The sequence below is a fragment of the Bradyrhizobium sp. BRP22 genome, from assembly GCF_020194175.1.
In the GTDB taxonomy this organism is placed as follows: domain Bacteria; phylum Pseudomonadota; class Alphaproteobacteria; order Rhizobiales; family Xanthobacteraceae; genus Bradyrhizobium.
The window spans coordinates 1-13,962 of record NZ_JADYVX010000010.1; the positions used below are offsets into that span (position 1 = coordinate 1).

Below are 13,962 nucleotides of genomic sequence, written 5' to 3' on the forward strand. Positions count from 1 at the left end.
ATCCCCGGACGGCCCCCGCCCCCTTTTCCTCTCCATGCACCATCTCTTTGTCGCTTCCCTTCGAACAGGTTGCTGGTTCTGGCGACAGACGATCCGATAGCCTGGAGCATGATCCGGAAAAATGGGCGCCGGTTTCCCGAAAAAAAACATGCTCAAACAAAGAGCTAACGCAGGATGACGATTCGAAGATACGTCATCACGCTTTCGGGAAGCCCGGCGTGGATCATGCTCGTCCGTCGCGATCCGCTCCAGCGAGGACTCCCGTCCAAACTAGTGCCCCAATCCGGGCACAAATCGTACTTTCGCCAAAGGCGGCTTTCGTAGCAGGCAGGTAGCGCGTGCAGGGCGGCAATACCGACGAGTCGGCGCTGGCATTCGGACCATTCCGACTGCTGCCAAAAGCGCGGCTGCTCGAAAAGGACGGCCAACCCGTACATATCGGAGGCCGCGCGCTCGACATCCTGATCTTCCTTGCGGAACGCGCCGGCGAGGTCGTCGGCAAGCGGGATTTGGTGTCCCGCGTGTGGGCCGACGTGAACGTCGACGAGGGCAGCCTCCGCTTCCACGTCAGCGCGCTGCGCAAGGTGCTTGGAGACAGCGCATCCGGCGCCCGATACGTGGTGAACGTTCCTGGCCGCGGCTATTGCTTCACCGCGCCGATCATGCGTGCGGAGACGACGCCCGTCGCACCGCCGGCCAGCGGCCCACCCCTTCCCGCGCAAATCGCCAGGATGGTCGGGCGCACGGAAACGATCGAGAAAATTGCCGCCGAGCTCGCGCGCCACCGCCTGGTCACGGTGGTCGGACCAGGCGGCATCGGCAAGACGGCCGTCGCCCTGGCGGTGGGGCACCGTCAGCTTCCCGCTTATGGCGGAATGGTCAGGTTCGTCGACTTCGGCGCGCTGCGGGACAAGCGCCTGGCGCCGAGCGCGCTGGCATCGGCACTGGGGCTTTCGGTCTCTTCCGACAATCCGGTGCCCAGCATGCTGGCGTTTCTGCGCGAGAAACGCATGCTGCTGATCTTCGACAGTTGCGAGCATCTGTTGGAAGGCCTGGCGATGCTCGCCGAAAGCATCATCCGCGAGGCGCCCGAGGTCTCTATTCTGGCAACCAGCCGCGAATCGCTGCGCGCCGAAGGCGAGCAGGTTCACCGGCTGTTTCCGCTGGATTGCCCGCCGGAGCGCACCACCATCAGCGCTCCTGACGTGCTGGCCTATCCGGCGGCGCAATTGTTTGTCGAACGCATCGCCGCGAGCCTCGGCAGCTTCGAGCTCGGCAATACCGAAGCGCCGCTGGTGGCGGAGATCTGCCGCAAGCTCGATGGTATCGCGCTTGCGATCGAGCTCGCCGCCGGCCGCGTCAACGCCTACGGGATCCAGGGCATCGCCACCCTGCTCAACAGCCGCTTCTCGCTGTTGTGGCAGGGCCGACGCACCGCGGTGCCAAGGCATCAGACGCTGAGCGCGGCGCTCGGCTGGAGCTACGATCTGCTCACGCCTTCCGAAAGCATCACGCTGCGCAGGCTGTCGGTGTTCGCCGGCACTTTTACCCTGGAAGCCGGCCTTGCGGTGGCCTGCGGCGGTGGGATCGACGAAGCCGAGGCGGTCGAGGCGATCGCAAACCTGGTGGCAAAGTCGCTGATCTCGCTGCCGTCAACGGCTCAGCCGATACGCTATCGACTGCTCGACACCACGCGCGCTTTCGCCGCCGAGAAGCTTGCGGAAAGCGGAGAAGCTGCCAGGATATCGCGCAACCATGCGATCTATTTTCGCGACCTCCTTGCCGGCATCGCCGCGAGAACCGCGGGCTTCTCGACCGGCGACAGCTTCGCTCCCTATGCGGATCATCTTGCCAATGTTCGCGCCGCCCTGGATTGGAGCTTCTCGGATCAGGGCGAGCGCGCGATCGGAATAGGGCTTGCCGCGGCATCGGCCCAATTCTTCCTCCAGCTTTCGCTGCTGACGGAATGCCATCGCTGGGCGCGACAGGCGCTGGCCGGGTTTGATCCAGAAGTTGTCGACCAGCGCCAGGAGATGGAGCTTCAGGCCGCGCTCGGCGTGTCCTTGATGTTCACACAAGGCAACACCGAAGAAGTTCATGCGGCCTTCACCCGCAGCCTGGAACTGGCGGAGGCCCACAACGACCTGCACTGGCAGCTGTGCCTGCTGCGAGAGCTACACATCTATCTCACCCGGATCGGCGATTATCGTGGCGCGCTCGTGATCGGCGAGCGCGGCGAGGTGGTCGCCAGGACATTGAACGATGCCGCTGCCATCCGCACCGCGGAGTGGATGCTCGGGGTCGCCAACCACCTGATCGGAAATCAGAAGAAGGCTGTCTTGCAGTGCGACAGCGCCACGAACCATGATCCGGCCAGGCTGCAGATCAACATGCAGCGCCTGGGATCTGATGACCGGATCGTCGCGCTGGTGGCTCTTGCACGCAGCCTCTGGCTGACGGGGCATCCCGATCGTGCCATCAAGGCGGCAAGATACGCGGTCAGCGAGGCCGAGCGCACACGGCAGCCGCTCACGATCGGCATTGGCCTGATATGGTCCATCTACGTGTTCCTTTGGGTCGGTGCTTGGGACGACGCCGACAGACTGATCGAACGCCTCATCAATCATGCGGCCAGGCATTTTCTCGGGCCCTACCAGGCCGTGGGACTCGGACTGAAGGGCGAACTGTTGATCGGCCGCGGCGAGCCCAAGATCGGCATCGAGCTGCTCCGTCAGGGCGCCGCAACATTGCGGCAGACGCGGCACAAAATCCTGAGCACGGTGTTCGCGGCCGCGCTCGCCGAAGGCCTGGTGCAAGTGCGGCAATATGAGGAGGCGCTCGGAATCATCGACGAGGCGATCGCGCAGCGCGACAGCGCGGGTCAATCGTTCGATCTGCCGGAGATGCTCCGCGTCAAGGGACACGTGCTGGCTTCCTCGGCCCGGCAATCCGAGGCTGAAACCTGTCTGATGCAGTCGCTCACGCTGGCCCGCGAGCAAGGCGCGCTCGGATGGGAATTGCGGGCGGCTGCCACCTTGGGACGGCTCTGGGGTGAGCAGGGCAATGCCGCGAAGGCCCATGCGCTGATCGCTCCGCTCTATGCGCGGTACGGCGAAGGCCTCGATAGCGCCGATCTCAGATCCGTAAAACTACTGCTCGATCAGCTGGCTCCGAGCATCTAACAACATCTAACGCGCAAATTTACCTCCCCTGGGCCATGCTCTTTCTGAGTGTGGAGCTGGTCGAAGACGGGATTTGCGAATGGGACTGCTTGATGACGCCCTCGAGGCCTGCGGCGGCCTGGAACGATGGCGTCGGTTGAAGAGATTCACCGTCCACGTTTCCATCGATGGCGCGCTTTTCTCCCACATCGGCAACGCGGGACGGCTCAAGGACATGGTCGTGGAGGGATCGACCGGAGTCCAGACGCTCCAGCTCACCGGCTTCACCGCCCCCGACAAATGCGGCCTGTATCAGCCCGACTGGGTCGCGATCCAGAGCCTCCAGGGCGAGATCCTGCGATCATGTCGCAACCCGCAGACGGCCTTTTCGGATCGTCACGACGACACGCCGTGGGACGATCTGCACCTGGCCTATTTTTGCGGTCTCTCGCTCTGGAACTGCTTGACCACCCCGTTCCTGCTGGCGCAACCGGAAATTGAGACCGAGGAATTGCCGCCCTGGAACGCCGGCAGCCAGATCTGGCGGCGTCTGCGCGCGATATTTCCGCCGACCATCGTGACGCATTCGAAGGAGCAGATCTTCTACTTCGATAGCGACGGGCTTCAGCGGCGATTGGACTACCAGGCGGCGGGGACGCCAGTCGCGCATTTGACCTGGGCGCATCAGAAGTTCAACGACATCGTCATCCCGACGCTTCGGCGTTGCCTGTCTCGCCAGCCCGACGGCACGCTGGTTGCGAAGCCGGCGCTGATCGACATCGAGATCTTCGACGCGTCATTCGAGTAGCCCTCAACGATCGACACGGGCTGCCAGCCAGGCGCGAACTCCGTCCAGCGTCCGGAAGTCCTCCAGGGATCGCGCCGCGACGTCATGATAGGCGCCAGCCACCATCTCGCTCAGCGCCCGGCCCGGCCCGAGTTCCAGAAAGACCGTCGCCTCGCTCTCGATGCATGCCTGCAGGCAATCGGCCCATTGCACCGTTTGCGATATCTGCGTTGCCAGCTTGTCGAGACCGGTTCTGACATCGATGACGGGCGCAGCATCTATCCCGCTCAGGAGCCGTATGCCGGTGGGTGGCGGGACTGTCACGGCAAGCTCGCTTAGTCGCTCGCGGAATTCCGTCGACGCGTTCGCAAGTCGTCTGGTGTGTGATGCGACTTCGACCGGCACATCGACGATCCTGGCCGCATTCATCGCCTTTGCATCATCGGCGAGCGCTTCCAACGTTGCGCGGCTGCCGCCGAGGACGAAGGCATCGCCCGGATTGACGATGGCGACCGCGGCATCGTGCCGTTCGCACAAGCGGTCGATTGTCTCGCGCGGAAGGCCGCGAACGAACAGCATTCCATCGCCGGGCAATGTGGCAGCGTCCATCACTTCCGCGCGGCGCGCCACCAGGTCGAGCGTATCTGCCATGCTCACCAGGCCCGCAACGCCCCAGGCCGCCACCTCGCCAACGCTGTAGCCGGCAATGATGAGCCGGTCGGGCAAGTGGGCGCGCAGCGCAGACGCCGCGGCCAGCGCCTGCAGCGTGCAGAGGATCTGGCCGATGCGGTTGTGATGCAGCGCCTCCGCAGTTTCGCTGCGGACGATCTCGCGCGGATCCCGGCCGCCAAGCAGTACCGCGGCGTGGGCAAACAGGCCTGCCGCCTCCGGCGCATCGCCGGTAAGAGCGAACATATCGCGGTGTTGCCATCCCTGCCCGGAGCAGAGGATTGCGAGGGTCATGGCTGCGCGCCTCTTCCTGTTTGAGCATGATCCTTTCGGAAAACCGGTTTCCACTTAGTGAGGAAACAGCACGGTGATGGCGATCGCCATCGTCACGATGCTGACTACGGTGCTGGCGGTGACCATGGATCCCGCCGTCCCCGGATTCAGGCGATAGTTTACGGCGAACAAAATGCCGAAGAAGCCGGAAGGCACGGCCGCGAGCAGGATGGCCACTTTGCCGATGCCAGCGGAGACCGGCACGACGGCGACGACCGCGACCGCAAGCAGCGGCCGGATGACGTCGGCCATGGCAGTCGCGGACACCGCTTTCCAATCCAGCTGGAACGGCTGGGCCGAGATCACCAGGCCGGTCAGGAACAGCGCGACGCCGGGAGCGGCATGCCCGATCAGCAGCAGGCAGGCGTCCGCGACCGGACCGAGTTCCAATCGGGACAGCGACAACACGATACCCAGCGCCGGCGCGATGACGACCGGCTTTGTCAGCGTGCGCCCCAGCGCCCTGAGCATCTGCACCGCGGGAGTGCCGACCGCCGTCTCCTTCCTGGTGCTCATCTCGACGATGATCAGCGTCAACGGGCTGACAACGATGGAGCCGGCTGCGAGCGCAACCGCGACCGGGACCGTTCCGGCCGGCCCTAGCACGGACGACATGATCGGCAGACCGACGCCGGCGAGATTGGGAAAGGCGATCGTCAGCGCCTGGACCGACGCTTCGGCCCTGGAGACGGCGGTGCTAGCGCGCATGCCAAAATACCATGCGAAGTAAACGATCAGCATGACCACGCTGAAGACTGCGAACAGCGGCGCCTGTTCGAGCATTTCGCTGCGCGGCGCCGATGCGGTCGCCGCGAACAGCGATGCCGGCAGCGCAAAGCCCATGACAAGAGAGTTCAGGCCATCGACCTGGTGGTTGTCGACGATGCGGAGCCTGCCGGCGCCGAAACCGAGCAGCATCACGAAGAACACCGGCGCCAGCGCCAACAGGATCGCATTGGACATCAGGGACAGGACCTTTCGTGAGCGTCGACGAAGAGGGTCATGGCCAGGAGATCGGCCGATCCGCCGGGGCTGAGCCGGCGGGCGACAAAGCGTTGGTGAATCGCGCCGGCGCGCTCCCGCCAACCGGGCGCACCGACGCCGCCCTGGCCGAGAAACTGCCGCGCCACGCGGCGCGCATACAGCAGGCCGTCGAGCCCGCCGCGGTGCAGCAGGTTGGTGTCCTCGACCGCGGCGATCAGCGCAAAGCATGCTTCGACCCGCGCGGCCTCCGCATCATCGGCGGCAATAAGAGCTCCTCTGCGCAACGCCGTCAGGCCGACCTGGTAGACGCTGGGAAATCCATTGGCCGCTTCCGCGCGCGCGCCGCCAGCGCCGAAGCGACGACGGGCCCTCATGCCATGGCTGTGGAGCAGCACGGGTCCAACGAGAATGCTGCTACCCCACAGGCGCGTCACGGTTGCTCCCAATGACAAAGCGGGATCGACTCGTCCGTTGCTTCTTGCTCCGGCCGCCGCGCACAGCAGTCCGAGGCCGAAGATGGCGCCGCGATGGGTATTGATGCCTGACGTCGCCGCGAACATCGCCGCCTCGGCCTCGAGACCGATGACCCTCAGCCGCTCCATCGCGCAGCCGCCGGCGCCGCCATCCGCCAACGCAGCGAAATACGGGCCAATGGTTTCCGCACTGACGCGCAGCGTCTCGGCATCCATGTCGTCATGGCTGCCACGATCGATATGGCTCACGAGGCCGGGCTTCGGCCATGTCTCCAATTCCAGCAGCAGGCAATCGACGGCGCTTGCCGCGATCGCCGCGGCGTCGGGCGCACACGGCGCCCGCACCTGTGGCGGCTGCGCCCGCTGGGCGCGCCATGCCAGAGCCAGCGTCATGACGGCATCTCCCCGGCAAGAAAGAGACTCGTGTCGCGCAAGGCGACGCCGCCGATGGTCTTGACGAGGACCTGCTCCGCGCCCGCGTGCAACTCCCGCCAGTTCACGGCCGCGCCGTCGTCGCGGACCAGTTCGCCATCGATCCGCATCGGCGCGAGGGCCTCGATCTCGGCGAGGCCTGCAACGAGGCCTGCAACATCGGTAGCGCAATCAATGCGCAGCAGCAGGTCGAGATCGGAACGATCGGTCAGGTAATCGAGCCCGGTCAACACGCGCCAGGCGAGGCTGCCGAACACCCTTGCCTCCACCGAATGAACCGAAGCGAGGTCATCGAGACGCTCGAGCGTGGCCCGCCACGCGGGTGGCGCCGTTCTGCTGGCTGCCTCCAACGAGGGCGGCGGCGCGATCAAGAGCACGTCTGCGGCCTGCATCAGGAAGGAAAGCCGCCGCTTGCCGGCAAAGGGCGGCAATGGCAGGCCCAGCGCCACGCCGTGTCGCTCGCAAGGCGTGGCACGCCGCCCGATCAATGGCCAGCCGTTCTCGACCCATGGCGCGACCAGCGGATCGGCCGCCAGATCGCCCCGCACAGCAAGCGCCGCGCTCCAGCTCTCGGGGCGGACGAAGATCAGGTCATGGCGTCTCATCGGTCCCTCAGCGGGTTTGCAGGGCAAGCTCACGAACACGCCCCGCGATATCTGCAGCCTTCACGCGGCCACCGCGTTCGTGACCGAGCGCGTCCCGTCGGTCGCGCGCATCGGGCATGTTGCGCAGCAGTTTTTCCAGTTGATCGGCCAGCGAGACGGTGTCGTCCCAGGTGACATGAACGGCGCCGAGCTGAGCGAGATTTTGCAGGCCGGGAGCGAATACCGGCGTGGATTTGGCTTTCTCTTCGAGCACCTCGATCGGCAATTTCGTCACCTTGGACATCGACGGCAGGTCCATCACCGCCGGATCCGCGCCGGGCAATCCCACCAGCATGCGGGTCGCAAGCGCGGTCGCAAGAAATGCACCGGCCGCCGAGTGGCCATACAAGAGCCCGATGGTCGGCCGTCCCTGGATGTCCGCATGGATCAGCGACTTGGCGAGATGGGCCAGGAACTCGTTCAGCCCCAGCAGTTCGTCGCGTTTGCTCATGCGCTGGCTGTCGCTGTCGACGATGACCAGGATCGGACCGCTTCCGCTCTTGAGCGAAGCAAGTACATATCCAGAGAGCTTGACGGCCTCGTCGACGCCGAGCGCGGCTCTATCAGCGACACCGATGACCAGCGCGCGGCCGCCGGATCGCAACGTGCCCGATCCCAGCAGAACGCCACTGTCGTTCTTCACGTCGTGGCCGTCGGGAAACATCGAAGCGAGAATACTATCGAGCGTCACGGGCAATCCTCCGGACCTTGTCGGCAAGTTCGATGAACTGATCGGCCGGCAACGCAGGAACGGACCCGGCGTCCGGAACGCCCTCCGCTACCCAGATGTCGACCGCATCCCTGCAGGCGCCAAAGCGCTGCAATCGATCTTCAAGGCGGGATTGCTCGGCATTCAACGTGTCGATGCCGAAGCCCGCCGTCGTCTCAAGCAGTTCCAGCGCAGCCTCACGAAAGGCTTGCACCGTGTCGTCGGCGAACAGGTCGGCGCCACCGATCAGCCGCCGGTGCTTGCCGCCCATCGTGCGCCAGACCAGGGCGCGGTCGCGCGAGTCGAACTCTTCCACGCCGCGGTTGGTCTCGATGACTTCGGGACCGGAGACGGCGATACGCCCCTGCTCGGACACCGCCAGCGCCGAACAGCAGCCCGCGATCAATCCGCCGCCGCCGTAGCATCCCGAGCGGCCGCCGATCAGCCCGATCACCTTCACGCCGGCGGTCCGCGCCTCGATCACGGCGCGCATGATCTCGGCAATGGCGAGCTCGCCCGCATTGGCCTCCTGCAAGCGCACGCCGCCGGTGTCGAACAGGATCAATACCGGGATCGACTTGAGTTCTTTCGCCGCCCGCAGCAATCCAACCAGCTTGGCGCCGTGGACCTCACCGAAAGCCCCGCCCATGAAGCGGCCTTCCTGCGCCGCGATGAAGACCGGCGATCCGGCAAGGCGGCCATGGCCCACGATGATGCCGTCATCGAACTGCTCGGGAAGATCGAACAGCTTCAGATGCGGGCTGACCTCGCGTTTCTCGGGGCCGATGAATTCGACAAAGCTTCCGGGATCGAGCAGCAGCCGGACCCGTGCCCGCGCTGACGCTTCGTAGAAGCTCGTCGCGCGGGCCTGCTCCACCGACGGCTTTTCCAGTTCCGCAATGCTCATTGCTCGTCCTCCGCCATCAGCCGCACCGCCTGGGCGAGACGCAGCGATACGGTGTCCGGCCGCGCGCCGCCGTCATTGATCGAGAATTTGAGCCCGCCGGGCGAGTAGCGCTCGACGAAGTCGGCGACCACGGCATCCCACACCTCGCCAAAGCCTTCGGCCGCCGTCTTGATCTCCAGCAGGCATTCCGTTTCGGGCAAGACACGCTCCGCCAGCACTTCCAGATTGCCGGACGCGACCACGCCGATGATGGCCATTTGCCTGGTCCCGCCGGCACGAGTGCGGGCCTGATGGTGAAAACTCAAGTCTTCCATCGCGGCGATCCTCTCACCAGTTACGGAATTGCGAAGGCGGCGCGTAGAGCCCGCCCGACCATCGGACCAGATCCTTGATCGAGCGCGCCGCCAGCATGCTCCTGTCGGCGTCGAGCGGATCGATGCCAAGATCCTCCGGCCTGCGGATCACGCCGCGCTCGCGCAACTGCTGCACCATTTTCCTGTCCCTGTTACGGCCGACATCGGTGTAGCCGGCGACGCCGCGGATCGCCTGCTCCCGCTCGTTCGCGTCCCGGCACATCAACAGATTGGCGACGCCCTCCTCCGTGACGATGTGGGTGACGTCGTCGCCATAGATCATCACCGGCGCCAACTCGAGCTTGAGCTTCTCGGCGAGCGCGAGCGCATCGAGCTTCTCGACGAACAAAGGCACATTCTTTTCGCCAAAGGTCTCGCCGATCTGCACCACCAGCTTGCGGCCACGGCGGAGCAGCGCCGAACCGTCGGGATCAGCCTCGCGGCCGGCCTGCAGCCAGGGCTCGCTCGGATGGCGCCGCCCGCGGGCATCGGCGCCCATGTTCGGCGCGCCACCGAAGCCCGCGATGCGCGACGCAGTCACCGTAGAGGAATTGCCTTGCAGGTCGATCTGCAGGGTTGAGCCGATGAACATGTCGCAGGCATAGAGGCCGGCGGTCTGGCAGAAAGCGCGGTTGGAGCGCAGCGAGCCGTCCGGTCCCGTGAAGTAGATGTCGGATCGGGCCCGAATGTAATCGTCCATGCCGACCTCGGAACCAAAGGAATGGATCTGTTGGACCCAGCCGGACTCGATCGCGGGAATCAGGGCGGGATGAGGATTGAGCGCAAAATGGCTCGCGATCTTGCCTTTCAGGCCCAACTTCTCGGCATAGGTCGGCAGCAGCAGTTCGATCGCCGCCGTGCTGAAGCCGATGCCGTGATTGAGCCGCCGCACGCTATAGGGCGCATAGATGCCCTTGATCGCAAGCATCGCGGTCAGGATCTGGCCTTCGGTAATGGCCGCCGGATCGCGGGTGAAAAGCGGCTCGACAAAGAACGGCTTGTCCGCCTCGACGATGAAATGGACGCGATCAGCCGGGATATCGACGCGCGGCACCTTGTCGACGACTTCATTGACCTGGGCAATCACGATGCCGTCCTTGAAGGCGGTCGCCTCGACCACGGTCGGCGTGTCCTCGGTGTTCGGCCCGGTATAGAGATTGCCTTCGCGGTCGGCGCTGACAGCAGCGATCAGCGCGACCTGCGGCGTAAGATCAATGAAGTAGCGGGCAAACAGCTCGAGATAGGTATGGATCGCTCCCAGTTCGATCTTGCCGCCGAACAGCATCTGCGCGATGCGTGAGGATTGCGGACCGGAATAGGCGTAGTCCAGTTTCTTCGCCACGCCGCGGTCGAACAGGTCAAGATGCTCGGGCAGCACGACGCCGGATTGCACCATGTGCAGGTCTTTCACCTTGGCAAGATCGACGGCGAGAAGCGCGCGGCTGAGCAGATCAGCCTGCTTCTGATTGTCGCCCTCCAGGCAAACGCGATCGCCGGGCCGGATGACGGCTTCCATCAGTCGCGTCGCGTCGCGCGCCTCCACGATCTTGCCGCGTGCGAGCCTGGTGCCGGCCTCGAGGCGCGCATCGCGCGCTTCGCGCTGATGCTGCCACGTCGTTGCCATCCGGCCGGCCGCCTCAGCATTTCTGGACGTCAACATCTGGAATCATCCTGGTCTGGCCGATGGGTGTTCTGGCGGAATTTCCCGTTGGGACATTCCGCCTGTTCTTTGCGGATCTATCTTTTGCAGCGCTCTATTTTTGAGCGCGAGCGGCGTAGGTCTCAGCGTTTCGGGCCGCTTCCGTGATCACGGCCGCGACTTCCTTTGGACGTGCTTCAAACACGTCGTGGCCGACGCCCTCGATGACCGTCGTGTGACTCTTGGCCCGGGCGTAGTACCAGCGCTCGAGATCGGGATTGATGATACGGTCGTCTCCCGCGACGATACCCCAACTCGGCTTTGCCTTCCATGCCGCTGCGGTCAGCGGTGTGTTGAAGACCCTGGCCGCGGCCAGCACCTGCGAACGGCCCATGAATTCCGCTCGCTCGCGTGGCAGATTGGGAGCGAACAGCACGGGAAATAAAGTCGGTTCGAGGTAGGTGTACTTGTCAGGCGTGATCTTGATCGCTCCCTCGGTCTTGGCCAGGACGCTTGGCTTCAACTTGGCAAGCGAGCCTTCGTCTTCGCCGACGTCGGGCGCGTTTGCGGCGACGTAGACGAGGCCGACCACGTTCGGATGAACGCCGACCTCGGTGATGATCGAACCGCCATAGCTGTGGCCGACGAGCAGCGTCGGTCCGTCCTGCAGGTCGAGAATTCGTTTCGCCGCCGTCACGTCATCGGCAAAAGAGGTTTCCGGCTCCTGCACCATGGTGACATGGAATCCCTCCTTGGTGAGGATTTCATACACGGGCTTCCAGCCCGACGCGTCCACCCAGGCACCGTGCACCAGCACGATGTTCTTGAGCGGTTCGGCATTCGCCGGGACGATTGCCCAGGCGAGAGAAAGAGCGGCCGCAAAGGCGAGGCAGGCTTTAACGTGTTTCATGTCCGAAGACTCCAGGTTGGGTGCTGCTAACCATAGAGGCAGAGACTGTCTCGCGTATTTCTATAACCAGGTGCGATTTCGACTTTGCACGCCGTTGAATGATGCCGTCGGTGCGATCCGCTCGCAATCTTGACACGTCGAATTGATTGGCTCGCGTCAGGGATTTTTGCCGCCGAGCGTCGCTCGCGTCACCTTGTGGTGCTAGCAAGCGCCAAGACCCGCTTGCTCGTATCATCGCAAGTGGGTCTCGTGATGTCACTCAGCCGCCGTGTACTCGACCCGCGTGACCTCATCGCGGATCGGCACCGGCGCCATCGCCTCGAACACGCCGTCATGGCGAACCAGCGCGTGGAACAGCGCGGCGGCAGCGTGCATCAGGATCAGCGCGAAGAATGCAAAGGCGAGATAGTAGTGGGCATTCCACAATAGCGTACGCACGCTGTCGCTCTGCGGCAGGATCGCGGGAAGGTAGATGCCGCCATAGAGCTCGACGGGATAGGCGGACGCCGACAGCATGGCCCAGCCGAGCAAGGGCATGCCGATCATCAAGGCGTAGAGCGCGTAATGCGACAATTCCGCGGCGAGCTTCATCGGCTCGGGCAGATCGGCCGGCAGCGCCGGCGCGCCATAGTAGAAGCGAGTGACCAGGCGGATCAGCGCCAGCACCAGGATGGCCGTGCCGAGCGTCTTGTGGATTGCGACCAGCGGCACGTATTTCGGCATGATCGTAGATACCATGCCGACGCCGATGAACAGCATCGCCAGAATGCAGATGGCCATGACCCAGTGCAGCAGACGCTGAAGTGGAGAGAAGTGATGACGGATGGCGTTCATGGCTTCGGGCCCGCTACGGTTCGTGGATAATCCTTGGCCTCCGCGGTGCGGAGATCGTACGATTTGGCGTAGACCGACGAGCGCGCCGCCGGGAAAGGATCATCCGAGGTGCGCATGCCCGGGGGCAGCACGGTCGGATCGAAGTTGATGTCGCGGCACGGACCATCCGCCTCGCCTTCGATCCGCTGCACGACGAGCGTGCCGACCTCGACGGTGCGACGATCCTCCGGCCAGGCTTTGGTCGGATCCGCCGTGGGATCGCCCGGGTTGGCGACGGTCACCGTCATGGTCCAGCGCAGCGGACCGCTGCGAACCCGCTGGGTGATCTCCTGCTCAAGGAAGTCAGGATCGAGCTTCTTGAGATCATCCTGCGTCACCGGAACGACTTGGGCTGCCGGCAGCAGCGACCAGCGCACGGCGTGATCGGCTCCGGAACCGTCGGTGAAGATGAAACTGTTGAGACCGTTGAAGCGATCCTCGGCATAGCTGCCGGTCCAGGGCGCATTCTTGGCCCACGCGCCGAACGACGCAAACTCGGGATGCGCTTCGGCAAACACCTTCATGGCGTTGGGATCCTTGCTGCCGGCCGCCAGCAAGAGTTCGTGAAAACCTTCCGGCGTGGAGACGGCAAAGACCGGCGCATTGATCATCGCCGTGCGCCATTCCTGACCATCGGGAGGCGTGATCCGCAATCCGATGCCGCGCACGCGGACGGTCGCATCCGCGGCCTCCGGATTGGGCGTACCGAGATTGAAGCGTCCCAGCGCCGGATACTGACCGGCGGCCAGCACCGAGGCGCGCGAGAGCGCCGCACCATTGCCATTGGATTCGAAAACGCCGGTGAAGCAGATGCCCTTGGCGTGATTGCGGCGGTGACCGAGCGCCGGGCCGCTGGGAGGCGCCAGCGCCTGGAGCATCTTCCAGGGTGTGAGGCGCTCGGGCGAAAGCCATCCCGCGGTGTAGGCGAAGGCGGCGGCGCTGCCGGCGACGACGACGCCGATCAGCACGAATGATCCGAGCACGGAACGTGCGGTAGATGAGCGTGGCTGGAGCATTCAGACCTCATGATGACGACGGATAAATTTGTCCTGTGTCCATCACTATTCGTCTTGCGCATCCTCCGGTCT

Annotated in this window: 13 protein-coding genes; 2 read left to right on the forward strand and 11 right to left on the reverse strand. The window is 64.5% G+C overall.

Translation table 11 applies throughout. The features are described from left to right. Positions 1-338 precede the first annotated feature (338 nt). Positions 339-3,182 (forward strand): winged helix-turn-helix domain-containing protein, encoded by a 2,844-nt coding sequence (locus I6F35_RS15180; protein WP_225118492.1) that lies wholly within the window; start codon positions 339-341, stop codon positions 3,180-3,182. Positions 3,183-3,261: 79 nt separating this feature from the next. Next, complete coding sequence (locus I6F35_RS15185) at positions 3,262-3,969, forward strand: hypothetical protein (protein ID WP_225118493.1); 708 nt, start codon at positions 3,262-3,264, stop codon at positions 3,967-3,969. Between the two features lie 3 nt (positions 3,970-3,972). On the opposite strand, the gene I6F35_RS15190 is transcribed toward I6F35_RS15185, so the two are convergent. The 11 genes from I6F35_RS15190 to I6F35_RS15240 form a co-directional block, all read right to left on the reverse strand. Then, on the reverse strand, positions 3,973-4,911 hold the full coding sequence (locus I6F35_RS15190) for an acyltransferase domain-containing protein (RefSeq protein WP_225118494.1): 939 nt from the start codon (positions 4,909-4,911) through the stop codon (positions 3,973-3,975). Between the two features lie 54 nt (positions 4,912-4,965). Beyond that, positions 4,966-5,913: an AEC family transporter gene (locus I6F35_RS15195; protein WP_346283165.1), complete on the reverse strand. Its 948-nt coding sequence runs from the start codon at positions 5,911-5,913 to the stop codon at positions 4,966-4,968. Beyond that, positions 5,913-6,800, reverse strand: a complete 888-nt coding sequence (gene mdcB / locus I6F35_RS15200) for a triphosphoribosyl-dephospho-CoA synthase MdcB (protein ID WP_225118495.1) — start codon at positions 6,798-6,800, stop codon at positions 5,913-5,915. The genes I6F35_RS15195 and mdcB overlap by 1 nt, the downstream gene beginning before the upstream one ends. Further along, a complete protein-coding gene (gene mdcG, locus I6F35_RS15205) occupies positions 6,797-7,444 on the reverse strand; it encodes a malonate decarboxylase holo-[acyl-carrier-protein] synthase (RefSeq protein ID WP_225118496.1) in 648 nt (215 codons plus the stop codon). Before mdcG ends, mdcB begins: the two co-directional genes overlap by 4 nt. A 7-nt stretch (positions 7,445-7,451) precedes the next feature. Further along, positions 7,452-8,174 (reverse strand): biotin-independent malonate decarboxylase subunit gamma, encoded by a 723-nt coding sequence (gene mdcE, locus I6F35_RS15210; protein ID WP_225118497.1) that lies wholly within the window; start codon positions 8,172-8,174, stop codon positions 7,452-7,454. Beyond that, positions 8,161-9,099 carry a biotin-independent malonate decarboxylase subunit beta gene (locus I6F35_RS15215; RefSeq protein ID WP_225118498.1) on the reverse strand — a complete coding sequence of 313 codons (939 nt, stop codon included), beginning with the start codon at positions 9,097-9,099 and terminating at the stop codon, positions 8,161-8,163. Before I6F35_RS15215 ends, mdcE begins: the two co-directional genes overlap by 14 nt. Beyond that, positions 9,096-9,413: a malonate decarboxylase acyl carrier protein gene (gene mdcC / locus I6F35_RS15220; protein WP_225118499.1), complete on the reverse strand. Its 318-nt coding sequence runs from the start codon at positions 9,411-9,413 to the stop codon at positions 9,096-9,098. Before mdcC ends, I6F35_RS15215 begins: the two co-directional genes overlap by 4 nt. 13 nt (positions 9,414-9,426) lie before the next feature. Beyond that, entirely contained in the window at positions 9,427-11,076 is a 1,650-nt protein-coding gene (gene mdcA, locus I6F35_RS15225) for a malonate decarboxylase subunit alpha (RefSeq protein WP_225118685.1), read from the reverse strand. Between the two features lie 130 nt (positions 11,077-11,206). Next, complete coding sequence (locus tag I6F35_RS15230) at positions 11,207-12,001, reverse strand: alpha/beta hydrolase (RefSeq protein ID WP_225118500.1); 795 nt, start codon at positions 11,999-12,001, stop codon at positions 11,207-11,209. 255 nt (positions 12,002-12,256) lie between these two features. Continuing rightward, positions 12,257-12,835 (reverse strand): cytochrome b, encoded by a 579-nt coding sequence (locus I6F35_RS15235; RefSeq protein WP_225118501.1) that lies wholly within the window; start codon positions 12,833-12,835, stop codon positions 12,257-12,259. Next, positions 12,832-13,890, reverse strand: a complete 1,059-nt coding sequence (locus tag I6F35_RS15240) for a catalase family peroxidase (RefSeq protein ID WP_225118502.1) — start codon at positions 13,888-13,890, stop codon at positions 12,832-12,834. Before I6F35_RS15240 ends, I6F35_RS15235 begins: the two co-directional genes overlap by 4 nt. Between the last annotated feature and the right edge of the window lie 72 nt (positions 13,891-13,962).

What these genes read in the sequence shown, in the direction of transcription:
- I6F35_RS15195 (WP_346283165.1), bottom strand. Translation starts at nt 5,913, where the DNA reads ATGTCCAATGCGATCCTGTTGGCGCTGGCGCCGGTGTTCTTCGTGATG.
- I6F35_RS15235 (WP_225118501.1), bottom strand. Translation starts at nt 12,835, where the DNA reads ATGAACGCCATCCGTCATCACTTCTCTCCACTTCAGCGTCTGCTGCAC.
- I6F35_RS15215 (WP_225118498.1), bottom strand. Translation starts at nt 9,099, where the DNA reads ATGAGCATTGCGGAACTGGAAAAGCCGTCGGTGGAGCAGGCCCGCGCG.
- mdcB (WP_225118495.1), bottom strand. Translation starts at nt 6,800, where the DNA reads ATGACGCTGGCTCTGGCATGGCGCGCCCAGCGGGCGCAGCCGCCACAG.
- mdcA (WP_225118685.1), bottom strand. Translation starts at nt 11,076, where the DNA reads ATGGCAACGACGTGGCAGCATCAGCGCGAAGCGCGCGATGCGCGCCTC.
- I6F35_RS15190 (WP_225118494.1), bottom strand. Translation starts at nt 4,911, where the DNA reads ATGACCCTCGCAATCCTCTGCTCCGGGCAGGGATGGCAACACCGCGAT.
- mdcC (WP_225118499.1), bottom strand. Translation starts at nt 9,413, where the DNA reads ATGGAAGACTTGAGTTTTCACCATCAGGCCCGCACTCGTGCCGGCGGG.
- I6F35_RS15185 (WP_225118493.1), top strand. Translation starts at nt 3,262, where the DNA reads ATGGGACTGCTTGATGACGCCCTCGAGGCCTGCGGCGGCCTGGAACGA.
- I6F35_RS15240 (WP_225118502.1), bottom strand. Translation starts at nt 13,890, where the DNA reads ATGCTCCAGCCACGCTCATCTACCGCACGTTCCGTGCTCGGATCATTC.
- I6F35_RS15230 (WP_225118500.1), bottom strand. Translation starts at nt 12,001, where the DNA reads ATGAAACACGTTAAAGCCTGCCTCGCCTTTGCGGCCGCTCTTTCTCTC.
- mdcG (WP_225118496.1), bottom strand. Translation starts at nt 7,444, where the DNA reads ATGAGACGCCATGACCTGATCTTCGTCCGCCCCGAGAGCTGGAGCGCG.